Genomic DNA, 14,800 nt, shown 5'->3' with positions numbered 1-14,800 from the left:
GTTCTTTCCCATCGGGCAGGGCGCGGACAGGCGCAGCCCGCAGGAGGCGTGCGACATGAAGGTGCGTTTTCCACACCATGGTCCGGGGCATGGATTTTCGTGCCTGCCGCGCCCTGACGGAGCCGTCTCCCGCCGGGAGTTTCTCAAGCGGCAGATGCGTGGGGCGCTGTATCTTGCGGCCGGGGCCGCCGGAATCCTTGATGTGGGGAATCTCGTCCTGCCGCGTGACGCCCTGGCCGAGGCCGGGCCGGACATCGCCCTGGCCACGGGACGTCCCGCCGCCGCCACCCGGGCCGCCGTGGAGCTTCTGGGCGGCATGGCGGCCTTCGTCAAGCCAGGCGACCGGGTGGTCATCAAACCCAACATCTCCTTTCCCAACCCGCCCGAGGCCGCCACCACCACCCATCCCGAGGTGGTGCGGGAGTTGGCCGTCATGTGCCGCGAGGCCGGGGCCTCCCGGATTATGATCTTGGACCACACCCTCTACGACCGCACGGCCTGTCTGGAACAGTCCGGGGTGGCCGCCGCCTGCGAATCCGTGGAACCTGGCATGGTCCAGGCCCTGGGCGACGCCCGGTTCTACCGTGAGGCGGCCATCCCCCTGGGGGTGTCCATGAAATCCACCCGGGTCATGGCCGACGTGCTCGACGCCGACGTGCTCATCTCCGCGCCCGTGGCCAAATCCCATTCCTCGGCCGGGGTGTCCCTGTCCATGAAAAACCTCATGGGGCTCATCTTTGATCGCAGCGTCATGCACTCCCGGCATGACCTGAACGTGGCCATCGTGGATCTGGTCTCGCTGTTGCGCCCGGCCCTGGCGGTGGTGGACGCCACCCGCGTCCTGACCACCAACGGTCCCGGCGGGCCGGGCAAGGTGGACGTGCTGGACACGGTCATCGCCTCTCGCGATCCCGTGGCCGCCGACGCCCGGGCCGTGCTGTTGTCCGAATGGTACGGCAGGCGGTTTGCGCCCAGGCAGGTCAGGCACATCGCCCTGGCCCACGAAAGGGGGCTGGGACGCATGGATGTGGAAAACCTGCGCGAGAGCCGTGTGGCGGTGTGATGGTTCTCAAACGGGCCGTGCAGACGGCAAGCCTCGGGCTTTTTGTCATCGCCGTGTGGGCCCTGGCCCGGGATTCCGGGATGACCGGACCCGGCGCGACCCTGGCCCGGTTCTTTTTGCGGCTCGATCCGGTTCTGGTCCTTGGCGTGGACATCGCGGCCCGGGCTCTGGCCGCATCCCTGTGGCTGGCCGGTGTTGTGGCCCTGTCCGGGCTGGTTCTCGGCCGGGCCTTTTGCGGCAACATCTGTCCCATGGGGGCCACCCTGGACGCGGCCGGGCGGCTTGCGGGCCGGAAAAGGCGGCCCGGCGCCCCCCGTAACGGCGACGCAGCCTCCGGCCCCGGTCACCGGCGCATCAAGTATCTGGTTTTGACAGGCGTCGTCGCCAGCGCCTTATCCGGGGTGTCCCTGGTCTTTTTCGTCTCGCCCCTCGCTCTGATCACCCGGCTGTACGGGCTTTTTGTTCTGCCAGCGGCGGAGCTAGGGGCACGCGCCGCCCTGGAGGCGGCCGACCCATTGCTTCGCGTCCTGGACTCCAAGGCCCTGGTCTATGCCACCCTGCCCAGCCACCGCTTCGTCGGGCAGTTGTTCATCGCGGTCTTTTTCGGGACGCTTTTTTTTCTGGCCCGGCGCGATCCCCGCTTCTGGTGCCGTTACATCTGTCCGGCCGGGGCCATCATCGCCCTTTTCTCCCGCCGTCCGGGGCTCGTCGTCCGCCGGGTGGGGGAGGGCTGCACCGGCTGCGGGGCCTGCCGCCGGGCCTGCCCCATGGGGGCCATACCGGCCGACCCGAAAACCACCGTCTTTTCCGAATGCATCGTCTGCCGCACCTGCCTGGGCGTCTGTCCCGAGGGCGTGATCGCGTTCACCCCCTGGACCGGACCACATGCCGGGGCTGCGGCCTCACGGGCGCCGGTTTTGCCGTCGCGGCGGGAGTTTCTGGCCGCAGGAGTCATGGGCGCCGGGACGGCGCTGGCGCTGCTGACGGGACTCTCCGAGGGCGTCTCCGCCGACGATTCCGGCGGACGTCCCCTGTCGCCCACGGCCGTGCGGCCGCCCGGGGCGGTCCCCGAGCCGGATTTTTTGGCCCGGTGCGTGCGTTGCGGGGCATGCATGCGGGCCTGTCCCACCAACATGCTGCAACCGGCCTTTTTTTCCACGGGGGCGGCCGGGCTGTTTTCGCCCCTGGCCGTGCCCCGGCGCGGCGGCTGCCAGCCGGACTGCACGGCCTGCGGCGACGTATGCCCCACCGGGGCCATCCGGCGACTGGTCCCGACCGAGCGGTTGTGGGCCAAAACGGGCACGGCGCAGGTGTTGCGCCACAAGTGCCTGGCCTGGGAATTCAACCGGAAATGCCTCGTGTGCGATGAGGTCTGTCCGTACAACGCCCTGGAGTTTCGTCGGGCCGAGGGCCTTGACGTGGCCGTGCCCCATGTGATCGAGGACAAGTGCACGGGCTGCGGCTGGTGCGAACGCCACTGTCCGGTGAGCGCCGTCCCGGCCATCGTGGTTGAGCCCATGGGCGCGCTACGGCTGGCCGCCGGGTCATATCGCGAGGCCGGGCAATCCCAGGGCCTGCGCATCAAGCGCCGTCCCGATGCCGGGCACGGGCCGCCGCTGTTTCCCGATCCCGACGGCGGGGGCGATCTGCCGCCGGGATTTCTCCCTTGAGATTGAGGGCCATGAGTTCGAACGAATCCATGAACACATCAGACATCGCCTCCGTCCTGGCCGGATACGGCTCCTGCGTGGTGGCCGCAAGCGGCGGCGTGGACAGCCTGCTTTTGTCCGTCCTGGCCCATCGCGCCCTGGGCGCCGGGGCCGTGATCGCTCATGCCGCGAGTCCGGCCGTGCCCGCCGGGGATACGGCCCGGCTCGACGAGACGGCCCGCCTGGAGGGCTTTACCGTGCAGCGGGTGGACGCCGGGGAGATGCGCGACCCGCGCTACCTGGAAAACCCCGTGGACCGCTGCTACCACTGCAAGACCGCCCTGTACCGGACGCTTTCCGCTCTGGCCCGGGAGACGGGCGCGGCCGAGGTGGCCAGCGGCACGAATCTGGACGATCTGTCCGACTACCGCCCGGGCCTTTTGGCCGCCAAGGATTTCGGCGTGCGCCATCCCTTTGTGGAGGCGGGCCTGGCCAAGGCCGACATCCGGGCCATGGCCCGCGCCCTGGGGCTTTTTTTCGCCGAGGCCCCGGCCTCGCCGTGCCTGGGCAGCCGCATCCACACCGGCACCCCCATCACCCGGGAGCGCCTGGCCGCCGTAGCCTTTGCCGAGGACGCCCTGCGCGACCGCCTGGGGCTCGATCTGGTGCGCTGCCGCATCCACGGCGATACGGCCCGGATAGAGGTGGACCCGTCCCTGCTGGCTTCGGACGCCGGGCGGCGGGGGGAGATCGAGGCCGCCGTGGCCGAGCTTGGCCGCCAGTTCCGGGAGCATTTTCCCGACATCGCAACCATCGGCCTGGACCCCCGGGGCTATGCCCGGGGCCGGGCCTTCCATACCACCTTATGAGCATTCTTTTCGACCACAGCCGCCAGGAGCGCATCGGCCTGCCCGAGACCGTGTTTTGCCAGGGCAAGCCCCTGGCGGTCATCGAGGGGCTCATGCGGGAGCACGGCGGCCCCTGGGCCTCGCCGCTCCTGTTCACCCGTCTGGCCCCGGAGGTCTTTGCGGCCCTGGCCCCGGAGGTCCGGGCCCTGGCCGACTACCACGCCCTGTCGCGCACGGCCTATACCGCCGTGTTGCCGACCGTGGCCCGGGGCCGGGTGGCCGTGGTCTCGGCCGGGACGTCCGACGGCCCCGTGGCCCATGAGGCCGCCCGGACCCTGGACTACCTGGGCATCCCGAACACCCTTTTCGAGGACAACGGCGTGGCCGGACTGTGGCGCATCGCCCGGAACCTGGACGAGATCAACAGCCACGACGCGGTCATCGTGGCGGCCGGGATGGACGCCGCCCTGGCCTCGGTGGCCGGGGGGCTGACGCCCAAGCCGATCATCGCCGTGCCCACCTCCGTGGGCTACGGGGTGGCCGAGGGCGGGCAAACCGCGCTTTTCGCCATGCTGGCCAGTTGCGCCCCGGGGGTGTGCGTGCAAAACATCGACAACGGCTACGGCGCGGCCTGCGCCGCGGCCCGGATCATCAGGCTTCTCAATGAAAGATGATGCCCAAGCGGCCGCCGCCGGTCCCGTGCTGGTGGTGCGCGCCCCGTCCGGGCTTTCCGGAGACATGTTCGTGGCCGGGCTTGTCCGCCTGGCCGACCTGGACGCCCCGGCCCTGGCTGAGGTCGTCACGCGGCTTGGGCTGCCCGAACTGGACGGCGCGTTGGCCGTGGTGGACACATCCGTGTCCGGCATCGCCGGGGTGGGATGCGACATCCGGCTGCCGCACACCCATTCCCACACCACCATGGCCGACATCCGGGGGCTTCTCGCCGCCGGGCGACTGTCGCCGCGCGGCCGGGAACTGGCGCTTACGGCCTTCGGGGAGCTGGCCCGGGCCGAGGCCGCCGTGCACGGCGTGGCCGTGGACGACGTGGCCTTCCACGAGGTTGGGGCCCTGGACAGCATCCTGGACGTGTGCCTGTCCGCCGAGCTTTTCGCCATGATCGATCCGTCGCGCTTCGTGTGCAGCCCCTTGCCCATAAGCGACGGGGTGGTGGCCTGCGCCCACGGCCTTTTGTCCACGCCCGCCCCGGCCACCCTGGCCCTGCTTGAGGGCATGCCCGTGTACGGCATCCCCGGGGCCGGGGAGACGGTCACCCCCACGGCGGCGGCCCTTTTGCGGGCCTTCGCCCCGCAGTTCGGCCCCTGGCCGCCCATGCGGCTTATGCGCCAGGTTCGGGCCTACGGCGGCCGGATCATCCCCGGCGTGCCCAATGGCGCGATGTTCGCTCTGGGCGACCCCCTGCCCGCCGCCCTGGCCGCCGAATGCCCCGCTCCCAGGGGGGACGGCGCGACACCGCCTCTCCTGATGCACCATCACGCACACCATGCCCCCGATCACGGCCACAGCCACAGCCACGAGCATGACCACGATCACGGTCACAGCCATGCCGGGGACGGGCCGCACCGCCACGCCGCGCATCGGGACTGATCCGTCCTGCCCGGGGCGTGGCCGGACACCGCATTTCGGCATGTCCTGCACCGGGAACAGGCCCGCGCCTCTTGTGATTTCATGGACAAGGCCCCGGCGGATCGTGAACCGCTACGGTAAACGGCGGGCATGGTCCGGTAAACGGCGCGGCCGGGTCCGGGCGCAACGTATAACCGACGCATCCGAACCGTTTACCGAAAAGGCGTGGATATTCGTTTGCCGGGCGTGTAGGTTCCGCCCACGTTTGCAATGCGTTTTAACCAAGGAACCGGGGGAAGACGATGACTTCGGAGAAAATTGAGAGCATGATGCATGAGGATCGCGTGTTCGAACCGCCCATGGTCGGACGGGAAAACGCCTATATCAAAAGCCTTGACGAATACCGCGCGGTATACAAGCGGTCCATGGAGGATCCGGAGGGCTTCTGGTCCGACCGGACCACCGAGCTTCTGACCTGGTACAAGAAGTGGGACAAGACCCTGGAATGGAGCTTCGACACCGCCGAAATCAAGTGGTTCGCGGGCGGCGAGCTCAATGTGGCCTACAACTGCCTGGACCGGCACCTGGAAAACGGGCGGCGCAACAAGGCGGCCATCATCTGGCAGGGCGAGGCCGACAAGGACGTACGCGTCTACACCTACCAGATGCTCCATGACGAGGTCTGCCGCTTCGCCAATGTGCTGAAGAAAATGGGCGTCAAACGCGGCGACCGGGTCAGCCTCTATCTGCCCATGGTCCCCGAACTGGCCATCGCCATGCTGGCCTGCGCCCGCATCGGCGCGCCGCACAGCATCGTGTTCGCCGGATTTTCCGCCCACAGCCTGCGTGACCGCATCAACGACTGCCAGTCCAAGATCCTGGTGTGCAGCGACGCCGTCATCCGGGCCGGGAAGACCATACCTCTGAAGCAAAACGCCGACGCGGCGCTTTCGGAATGCCCCACCGTTGAAAAATGCATCGTCCTCAAACACGGCGGCAACGCCGTGGAGATGGTCGAGGGCCGCGACACCTGGTGGCACGAAGAGATGGCCGCGCCGGACATCACCGCCCACTGCGAGCCCGAGCACATGGACGCCGAGGACGTGCTGTTCATCCTGTATACCAGCGGCTCCACGGGCAAGCCCAAGGGCGTCTACCACACCACCGGCGGCTACCTGACCTATGTGGCCCACACCACCCAGTGGGTCTTCGACGTGCATGAGAGCGACATCCACTGGTGTACGGCGGACATCGGCTGGGTCACGGGCCATTCCTATATCGTCTACGGGCCGCTGGCGCTTGGGGCCACCTCGCTTATGTTCGAGGGCGTGCCCACCTATCCGGGCCCGGACCGCTTCTGGCAGATATGTGAAAAATTCGGGGTCAACATCTTCTACACCGCGCCCACCGTCATCCGGTCGCTGATGCGCTCCGGGCCGCAGTGGACCGAGAACCACGACCTGTCGTCGCTGCGGGTGCTGGGGTCCGTGGGCGAGCCCATCAACCCCGAGGCCTGGATGTGGTACCATGAGCACATCGGCAAGGGGAAACTGCCCATCGTGGATACCTGGTGGCAGACCGAGACCGGCGGGCTCATGATCTCGGCCCTGCCGTTCGCCACGCCGCTCAAGCCCGGGTCGGCCACGCTGCCGCTGCCGGGCGTGGATGCGGCCATCGTCAACTCCGAGGGCCAGGAAGCGCCGCTTGGCGACGGCGGGTTTCTGGTCATCCGCAAACCCTGGCCGGGCATGCTGCGCGGGGTGTGGGGCGACCCGGCCCGCTTCAAGCAGCAGTATTTCGCGGGGTTTAAGGGCGTCTACGAGAGCGGCGACGGCGCGCGCCGGGACACGGACGGCTATTTCTGGATCATGGGCCGCGTGGACGACGTGATCAACGTGTCCGGGCACCGCATGGGCACGGCCGAGATCGAGTCGGCGCTGGTGTCGCACCCGACCGTGGCCGAGGCGGCGGTGGTGGGCATGCCGCACGACGTCAAGGGCCAGAGCATCTATGCCTATGTGACGCTCAAGGCGGGCTTCGAAGAGGACGAGGAGCTTTTGAAGGCGCTCAAGGTCCATGTCCGCAAGGAGATCGGCCCCATCGCGCAGCCGGAGGTGATCCAGTTCGCGCCGGGGCTGCCCAAGACCCGTAGCGGCAAGATCATGCGGCGCATCCTGCGCAAGATCGCCTCGGACGAGACCGAGAGCCTTGGCGATACCTCGACCCTGGCCGATCCGAGCGTGGTTGGGGAGCTTATCGACGGCAAGAAGCGGTTGATGAGTTAGCGCCGAGTGGGTTCCGGCGAAAGGCCGGAGAAAAGAAAAATGGAAGGGCCGCCCCGAGAGGGGTGGCCCTTTTTGGTCGTGTAGAATGGTAAATGATTTACTTGACACATATCGTTTGTCTTGATTAATAAGTATATATATCTGATATGAATTGTGGTTATATTGGTCTTTGGGGTGGGTGATGGTTGAACATGTTGGGCATATTCGTAATCCATTGACCATTGTCGCAATTTTTGCGGCATTGGCAGAAGTGAGTGGAACTGTCATTCTTCCTTTGATTCCTCTTGAAACTCAACTAGTATATGTATATTTTTTGATGTTTTTCCCAATTGTTCTTCTATTGTTATTTTTCGGTGTGTTGGTATTAAAACATCATGTGTTGTATGCGCCTTCTGACTTTAGCAATGATGAGATTTTTAAAGATATTCTGCAGCATAGACCGTATATTGATGCGATGAGTAAGCTCGACAATGAAAGTGAAGTGGCATCTGAATCAGAGGATTGTACAATATTTTCAGAGAAAATTCAAAACCTGTCTAGTGTAAACAATAATTCATTTGTCGTCAGTTATCGAGGGTATAGTATATATGTTAAAGATCTCGTAATTGAAAAGATATCACGCGAAATGCGATTAAATTTCGATCGGTATCTTGCTTTGAAAGAAAATTCAAAAGTTGTATTTGATGCTGTGTCATATGGTAAAGATAGAGCTGTTGTGTTAGATATTTTTTTTACTCGTATGGGTGCTACTGTTAAGGATAAGATTGATAATTTTGTATATCGTGCAAAACAGTTTGTCGATGGGGTTCCGGTTCCATTGAACAGGAATATTTTGTTTGTTTTTTCAATCGTTACTGACAGAGAAGATCGGCTTGATAAAATATTAAATGGGGTTGCAGAGTTCCATAGTGAAAGTTTAAATTTTCAATCGAAAGTTGATTTGAGGGTGTTCCTGTTAAAAAGTTCTCGGTTAGAGGATGTCGATACAAGATAGAGTTTGTTCAGTAAAAGAATTGTTAATCAGATGTACAGTGATAGTATTTACCTGACACTGCCGCCCCTACGGGGGAGCGATTAGGCTGCTTCCATATCCGCGTCTGCGTCGGGTCCGTGACCGAGAAGCGATCTTCAGAGAAAATGACGCATAATGCCAAGCTGTTTATGCCGTATACTCGCCGCGCATCCCCGCGTGGCAACGCTGAAAAAGATCGCCGCCGCCATGGGCGTGGCCTGGGAACAGCTTCGGGCATGAAAAAGGGCCGCCCCGGAGTGGGGTGGCCCTGTGCGATTTCCAGGCGATGGGCATGTTCCGCGTCAGGAGCGCCGGGGGGCGCGTGCAGCGACCGCCCGGCGCGACCATACTTTGCGACGTGCCGCGCGGTTTGCAAGAACATCCCGCCCGCATCAACCCTTCGGCGGCACGTCCGTATCCCCGGGCCGGGGCGTTGTCGCGTCTTCGGCCGCAGCCGCCTTACCCGCAGTCGCAGCCGTCGTCCTGGCCGCAATCCCAGCATCAACCGCAGCCCCGCCCGCAGCATCAGCCGCACCCACAGCATCAGCCGCAGCATCACCAGCCGCCGCCGTCTCAGTCTCAGCTTTGGCCGGACTTCCCGGCACCCACCACCGCGCCGCCTCGCGCTTTTCCTCCGCGCCGGGCGTGGCCCGGGTCTTCATCATCGAAACCAGCACGGAGAGGGCGATGATCCCAGCCGTGGCCGAGAGGGCCAGTTCCGTGGAGATCACCTTGCCGCCGAACCAGGCGTTCACGATCATCTTCACCCCCACCAGCACCAGCACCAGCGACAGGCCGTATTTGAGGTAGTGGAAGCGGTGGATGATGCCGGCCAGGGCGAAATACAGCGCCCGAAGCCCCAGGATGGCGAAGACGTTGGAGGTATAGATGATGAACGGGTCGGTGGTGATGGCGAAGATGGCCGGGATGGAGTCCAGGGCGAAGACCACGTCCGTGATCTCGATCAGCGCCAGCACGATGAAAAGCGGCGTGATGTACGTCAGTCCGTTTCGCCGCACAAAAAACCGCTGCCCCTCGAAGCCGCCGGTCACCCGGAAATGGCGGCGCATGAACCGGTTGATGCGGTTTTGGGCGATGTCCGGTTCCTGCCCCACGGTCACCAGCATCTTGATCCCCGTGAACACCAAAAAGGCCCCGAACACGTAGATGACCCAATGGAAGGCGCTAAGGATCGCCGCCCCGGCCACGATGAGCGACCCGCGCAGCACCAGCGCGCCCAGGATGCCCCAGAACAAAACCGTGTGCTGGCTGCGGCGCGGAACGGAAAAGTGCAGGAAAATCAGCACGAACACGAAGATGTTGTCGATGGACAGGCTTTTCTCGATGAGGTAGCCGGTGAGATATTCCTTCCCGGCCTGCGGCCCGAGCAGATGATAGATGCCGACGCCGAAGGAAAGGGCCAGAGCCACATAGCCCAGGCTCAAAAGCAGCGCCTCGCGCACGCCGATCTCGCGCCCCTTGCGGTGCAGCACGCCGAGGTCCAGGGCCAGAAGCGCCAGGACCAACACATTAAATCCTATCCACATCCAGGCCGTTCCCAAAATGTCTCTCCGGATCGGTTCCGAGAACCGGTTCATCGTTTTGAAGGGCGAAGCCCCGGGGCCGGGGCGTCGTCAGTGACGGCCCGGCCCGGCTTTTTCTGATGGCGTCGCGCCTTACATGGCCAACTGCTGGATGCCCTCAAGGGTCCAGGACGGCTTGGGGGCCTTTTCGTCGCGGCTGATGCGCCAAACCTCGCGGACCTGGCTGGGGGCGTCAGCCGCCCGGTCCTCGCGCAAAAGGACGTCGAAAAAAACCGTGATCACGGTCTGGCCGCCCTGCGAACCGGCCTCGAGCACCCGGGCCTCGACCATGAGGATGTCGGTCTTGCCCGGGGTCGGGTCTTCCTGGGCCTGCCGGGTGATCTCGGAAAACACCTCGGGGCTGGTGAACTGCCGGATGTCGTCCAGGTCGCGCCTGTCCCAGGAGGCCTGAAGCCGGGCGTAGAGGGCCTTGACCCCGTCCAGAAACTCGGCCTCGTCCAGGCCTGCGGGCATGACCGGGGATGAGGCCGTTTCAACCCGATCCTGGCCCGGGGGCGTGGCGTTAAGCGCGCCCCAGCCGTCCGGCGCCCGGTCGGCGTCCGGAGCGCCGCCAGGGCCCGTGGCGTAGGCGAAACGCTCGCCGCCGGACGCGGCCTGCCGCGTGGGGGCTGCCTTTCGCCCCAAAAAGAGCCTGAAGAGCAGATACGCGCCGCCGCCAAGGAGCAGAATCTCCAGGATGCCGAAGCCGCCGCCCATGCCGCCGCCGGACAGCATCGAGCCGATGAGCCCGCCCATGAGCAGGCCGCCGAACATGCCGCCCATGCCGCCCATGCCGCCGAACAAGCCGGGTCTGGCGCCGGGCGCGCCTGGGGCCGCCGGGCTGCCCGGCTGGTTCGGGGCGGCCTGCTGATTGAAGGTTGAGGAGTTGCGATCCGGCGCGGTCGGCTTGTCGTAGGGCTTGGAATAGGTGTCCCGGCTGCCGAAGGATCTGCCGCCGCCGACGCGCTTGGCCTCGGCCATGTCCACGGCCGCAAGGAGCAGGCACAAAGCGAGGAGCGGGATGCCGATGCGGCGCAGAAACGTCGCGAGGCGGGCGGCGGTTTGCCGCCAATCGGCGGCCGGTTTGACGAGGGATGGCGGATGGTGATGCATGGAAGCCTCCAGTCTGGTTTCTGCTGGAGGTCCCCAAATAAAAAACGAGACTTCCAGCATGATTGCTCATGCAGAAGGTCTCGCTCGTCGACTGGCGTCGACGGCAAGGCCAAGCGCCGGGTAGCGCAGTGCTGTTGACCTTGCCCGAAAGAGCTACTCCCCTTCAAGGAGTTTCAAAATAACCTTTTCGTTCTCCGTGTCAAGGGCTCTGGGCGGGGCCTGCCGGGATGGGGAAACACGCGGATTCGAAGCGAGAACGCCGCCCGCCACGATTCCGTGGGGGGGAGGAAGGGTCGGCCGGTTTCTTTTTCCGCCAGGGACGCTAATGCCACCGCGTCTTGTCGTGGACGCCGCGCTTGTTGATTTCGCGGGTCTTGAACTTGCCGAAGTCGAAAGAACCTATGGAATCATTAGACCCGGGCCGCAGCCGGGTGACCATGAAGACCGCAGCGACGACCAGGGCTATCGAGGCGAAAATATAAATGATGATTTCAAGCATAGGGCTACTTCCAGGTGGATTCCTCGAAGGCGGCGTTTGGCAGGGGAAAAGTCTTCGAGGGCATTTCCGTTGTAGGCCATCACGGTCGCCTGGGCAAGAGGGCATTGCCGTTTTGCCGCCATGGCGCCACGCCCGCGCCGCTGCCCGCCCGGCAAAAATGGCGTTGGCGCGGGAATAAAAAAAGGGACCGGTCTTTCGACGGATCCCTTGATTTTTATGGTGCGCCCGAGAGGATTCGAACCTCTGACCTACGGATTCGTAGTCCGGCGCTCTATCCAGCTGAGCTACGGGCGCGCGAGAAGCGGATAACTAAACCCTGCAGCCCGCACGGTCAAGTTTTTTCTTTCGCCCTGCGTCGGGGCTGCCGACCCGAACCACGCTTGGCGTCGGGGCTGCCGCCCCGAACCCCGCCCGGGGGAAATCATTTCCCCAGGACCCCCTGATATCGTTGGCGTTTCCGGCAAAGCGAAGCTTCGCCGGAAACGCCAACGAAAATCCAGGTGGTGCGGAGAGCATAAGTTCTCCCGCACGCGGACGCGAAGCGCGCCGAAGTTTTTTGGCGGGGGGTCCGGGGGGAACCTTTTTTTCAAAAAAGGTTCCCCCCGGCGGGCTAACGCTCGAATTTCGCGCCGGTCAGAAATTCGTAGGCCTCGATGTATTTGGAGCGGGTGCGGGCGATGACGTCCTCGGGCAGGTGCGGCGCGGGCGGTTTCTTGTTGAAACCGATGTCCGTCAGCCAGTCGCGCACGTACTGTTTGTCGAAGCTGGGCTGGCCGCGTCCGGGCTGGTATCCGGCGGCGGGCCAGAACCGGGAGGAGTCGGGGGTCAGCACCTCGTCGATGAGCACAAGCCCCGCGTCGGTCAGGCCGAACTCAAACTTGGTGTCCGCGATGAGGATGCCGCACTGCCGGGCGTGGTCCCGGGCGGCGGAGTAGAGGGCGATGGAGATGTCCTGCACCTGGTTGAAGATGTCGGCGCCGACCAGGTCTTTGGCCTTGGCCAGGGTGATGTTTTCGTCGTGGCTGCCCAGGTCCGCCTTGGTGGACGGCGTAAAAATCGGCTCGGCCAGCATGGCGGATTCCGCAAGGCCCTCGGGCAGGGCGTGGCCGCAGACCGATCCCGTGGCCTGGTAGTCCTTCCAACCGGAACCGGTGATGTAGCCGCGCACGATGCATTCGATGGGCAGCGGCCTGGCCTTTTTGACCACCACGGCCCGGCCGCGCAACATGTCGGCGTAGGGGGCCAGGGCGGCGGGAAAATCGGCGGGGTCCGTGGCCAGCAGATGGTTGTCGATCATCCCGGCGAAGCGGTTCATCCAGAAGATAGTGATTTTGTTGAGGATGATGCCCTTGTGGGGGATGGGGTCGGGCAGCACCACGTCGAAGGCCGAGAGGCGATCCGTGGTCACGATGAGCAGCGTCTCGGGGGACAGCTCGTAAATATCGCGTACCTTGCCCCGGGAGGCCAGGGGATATTCCTTGATATCGGTGGTGGTCACCACGTTCATGGCGGATCGTCCTTGCGGTTTGGGGCGGTTTGGGGTCGTTATTTCACAAAACGGCATTCCATGGACCGGGCATGGGCCTCCAGGCCTTCGAGGCGGGCCAGCCGGGCGATTTTTGCGCCGTGTTCCCGTACGAAATCCGGCGAGGCGGAGATGATGCTCGATTCCTTGCAAAAGGCGGCCACGGACAGGCCCGAGGAAAACCGGGCCGTGCCCATGGTGGGCAACACATGGTTGGGACCGGCGAAATAGTCGCCCACGGGCTCCGCCGACATGTGCCCCATGAAGATGGCCCCGGCGTGGCGGATTTTTCCCAGCAGCGCGAAGGGGTCGGCCACGGCCAATTCCAGGTGCTCGGGGGCCATGCGGTTGACCAGTCGGGCCCCCATGTCCAGGTCGGCCACGGCGGCCACGACCCCGAAATCGGCCAGGGACCGGGCCGCGATGTCGCCGCGGGGCAGGGCGGCAAGCTGCGTTTCAAGGGCGCGGCGCACGGCTTGGGCCATCTGTTCGCTGGTCGTCAGGCACACCGAGGCGGCCAGGGGGTCGTGTTCGGCCTGGGAGAGCATGTCCGCCGCCAGCCAGTCCAGATTGGCCGTGTCGTCGGCCAGGATCACGATTTCGCTGGGTCCGGCGATCATGTCGATGCCCACCGTGCCCACGAGCAGGCGCTTGGCCGTGGTCACGTAGATGTTGCCGGGCCCGGCCAGGACATCGGCCGGGGCGATGGTCCGCGTGCCGTGGGCCAGGGCGGCGATGGCCCAGGCGCTGCCCACCCGGTAGACCTCGGTCAACCCGAGGACATGGGCGGCGGCCAGAATGTTGGGATTGAGCGAGCCGTCCTTTCGGGGCGGCGAGACCACGGCGATGCGCGCTACGCCAGCCACCTGGGCCGGGATGGCGTTCATGAGCAGGCTGGAGATGAGCGGCGTTTCGCCGCCGACTCCTCCGGGGACGTAGAGCCCGGCGCTGTCCACGGGGGTGACCATGCGTCCCAGAAGCGTGCCGTCGGGCTGGGTCATCCACCAGGAATGCTGGACCTGGGCCTGATGAAAGCGCCGGATGTTGTCTGCGGCCTCGGCGATGATGGCCAGGTCCGACGCAGGCACGCTTTCAGCCGCTGCGGCGATGTCGGCCTCGGGCACGCGGATCATGGCTTCCGTGAACTCCGGGCAATCGAAGCGCCGGGTATAGTCCACGAGCGCCGCGTCGCCGCGTGCGGCCACGTCGGCCAGGATGGCGGCGGTGCGTTCGGCGATTTCGCCGTGCGGCGGCTCGTTGCGGGCGGCCAGGCGATCCAGGACGGGGGCGAAATCCTCCGGACAGCGACATACGAACAGCGGACAGGACATGATGACCTCGTTTTTTCTTTTTCGTCTGCAACGGGCGTTTTTTTACGCAGAACGTCCCGGGATGTCGAGGGACGGCCTGTAGCGACCAGGGAGAACCTTTTTTGAAAAAAAGGTTCTCCCTGGACCTTCTCCAAAAAGCTTCGTCGCGCTTCGCGTCCGCGCTTGGGAGCTATCACGTTCTCCGCACCACCTGGATTTTCGTTGGCGTTTCCGGAGCTGCGAAGCTGCTCCGGAAACGCCAACGATATCAGGGGGCCCGACGCCCTGGAGCGCACCGTCACGGCGGGCATGCCGACCTCGTTCCAGGC

Annotated in this window: 12 protein-coding genes and 1 tRNA gene; 7 read left to right on the top strand and 6 right to left on the bottom strand. The window is 64.7% G+C overall.

What is annotated here, in order from left to right; all coding sequences use genetic code 11:
- Positions 1–55: 55 nt before the first annotated feature.
- The 7 genes from V3572_RS07085 to V3572_RS07055 all read left to right on the top strand — a co-directional run bounded on the left by V3572_RS07085 (position 56) and on the right by V3572_RS07055 (position 8,423).
- Positions 56–1,063 carry a DUF362 domain-containing protein gene (locus tag V3572_RS07085; RefSeq protein ID WP_332110282.1) on the top strand — a complete coding sequence of 336 codons (1,008 nt, stop codon included), beginning with the start codon at positions 56–58 and terminating at the stop codon, positions 1,061–1,063.
- Entirely contained in the window at positions 1,063–2,733 is a 1,671-nt protein-coding gene (locus V3572_RS07080; protein WP_332110330.1) for a 4Fe-4S binding protein, read from the top strand. Before V3572_RS07085 ends, V3572_RS07080 begins: the two co-directional genes overlap by 1 nt.
- A 29-nt stretch (positions 2,734–2,762) precedes the next feature.
- Entirely contained in the window at positions 2,763–3,581 is an 819-nt protein-coding gene (locus V3572_RS07075) for an ATP-dependent sacrificial sulfur transferase LarE (RefSeq protein WP_332110281.1), read from the top strand.
- Positions 3,578–4,234, top strand: coding sequence for a nickel pincer cofactor biosynthesis protein LarB (larB, locus tag V3572_RS07070; RefSeq protein WP_332110280.1), 657 nt, complete (start codon positions 3,578–3,580; stop codon positions 4,232–4,234). Before V3572_RS07075 ends, larB begins: the two co-directional genes overlap by 4 nt.
- The gene (locus V3572_RS07065; RefSeq protein ID WP_332110279.1) at positions 4,224–5,165 is read left to right on the top strand and encodes a LarC family nickel insertion protein; all 942 of its coding nucleotides are present in this window, start codon (positions 4,224–4,226) and stop codon (positions 5,163–5,165) included. Before larB ends, V3572_RS07065 begins: the two co-directional genes overlap by 11 nt.
- A gap of 281 nt (positions 5,166–5,446) precedes the next feature.
- A complete protein-coding gene (gene acs, locus V3572_RS07060; protein ID WP_332110278.1) occupies positions 5,447–7,429 on the top strand; it encodes an acetate--CoA ligase in 1,983 nt (660 codons plus the stop codon).
- Between the two features lie 181 nt (positions 7,430–7,610).
- On the top strand, positions 7,611–8,423 hold the full coding sequence (locus V3572_RS07055) for a hypothetical protein (RefSeq protein ID WP_332110277.1): 813 nt from the start codon (positions 7,611–7,613) through the stop codon (positions 8,421–8,423).
- Between the two features lie 410 nt (positions 8,424–8,833).
- Here V3572_RS07055 and V3572_RS07050 read toward each other — a convergent pair whose 3' ends face one another.
- The 6 genes from V3572_RS07050 to hisD all read right to left on the bottom strand — a co-directional run bounded on the left by V3572_RS07050 (position 8,834) and on the right by hisD (position 14,492).
- Positions 8,834–10,003, bottom strand: a complete 1,170-nt coding sequence (locus V3572_RS07050) for a TerC family protein (protein WP_332110276.1) — start codon at positions 10,001–10,003, stop codon at positions 8,834–8,836.
- A gap of 114 nt (positions 10,004–10,117) precedes the next feature.
- Positions 10,118–11,137 carry a Tim44 domain-containing protein gene (locus V3572_RS07045; RefSeq protein ID WP_332110275.1) on the bottom strand — a complete coding sequence of 340 codons (1,020 nt, stop codon included), beginning with the start codon at positions 11,135–11,137 and terminating at the stop codon, positions 10,118–10,120.
- A gap of 322 nt (positions 11,138–11,459) precedes the next feature.
- On the bottom strand, positions 11,460–11,636 hold the full coding sequence (locus V3572_RS07040; RefSeq protein WP_332110274.1) for a hypothetical protein: 177 nt from the start codon (positions 11,634–11,636) through the stop codon (positions 11,460–11,462).
- A gap of 217 nt (positions 11,637–11,853) precedes the next feature.
- A tRNA-Arg gene (locus V3572_RS07035) sits at positions 11,854–11,930 on the bottom strand.
- Between the two features lie 316 nt (positions 11,931–12,246).
- On the bottom strand, positions 12,247–13,143 hold the full coding sequence (locus V3572_RS07030; protein ID WP_332110273.1) for a phosphoribosylaminoimidazolesuccinocarboxamide synthase: 897 nt from the start codon (positions 13,141–13,143) through the stop codon (positions 12,247–12,249).
- A 38-nt stretch (positions 13,144–13,181) separates the two neighbouring features.
- The gene (gene hisD, locus V3572_RS07025) at positions 13,182–14,492 is read right to left on the bottom strand and encodes a histidinol dehydrogenase (RefSeq protein WP_332110272.1); all 1,311 of its coding nucleotides are present in this window, start codon (positions 14,490–14,492) and stop codon (positions 13,182–13,184) included.
- Between the last annotated feature and the right edge of the window lie 308 nt (positions 14,493–14,800).

It is taken from the genome of Desulfolutivibrio sp., from assembly GCF_036584575.1.
Classification (GTDB): domain Bacteria; phylum Desulfobacterota; class Desulfovibrionia; order Desulfovibrionales; family Desulfovibrionaceae; genus Desulfolutivibrio.
Note: the sequence above shows the minus strand (reverse complement) of the source record. Positions and strands in the feature narration are given on the sequence as shown.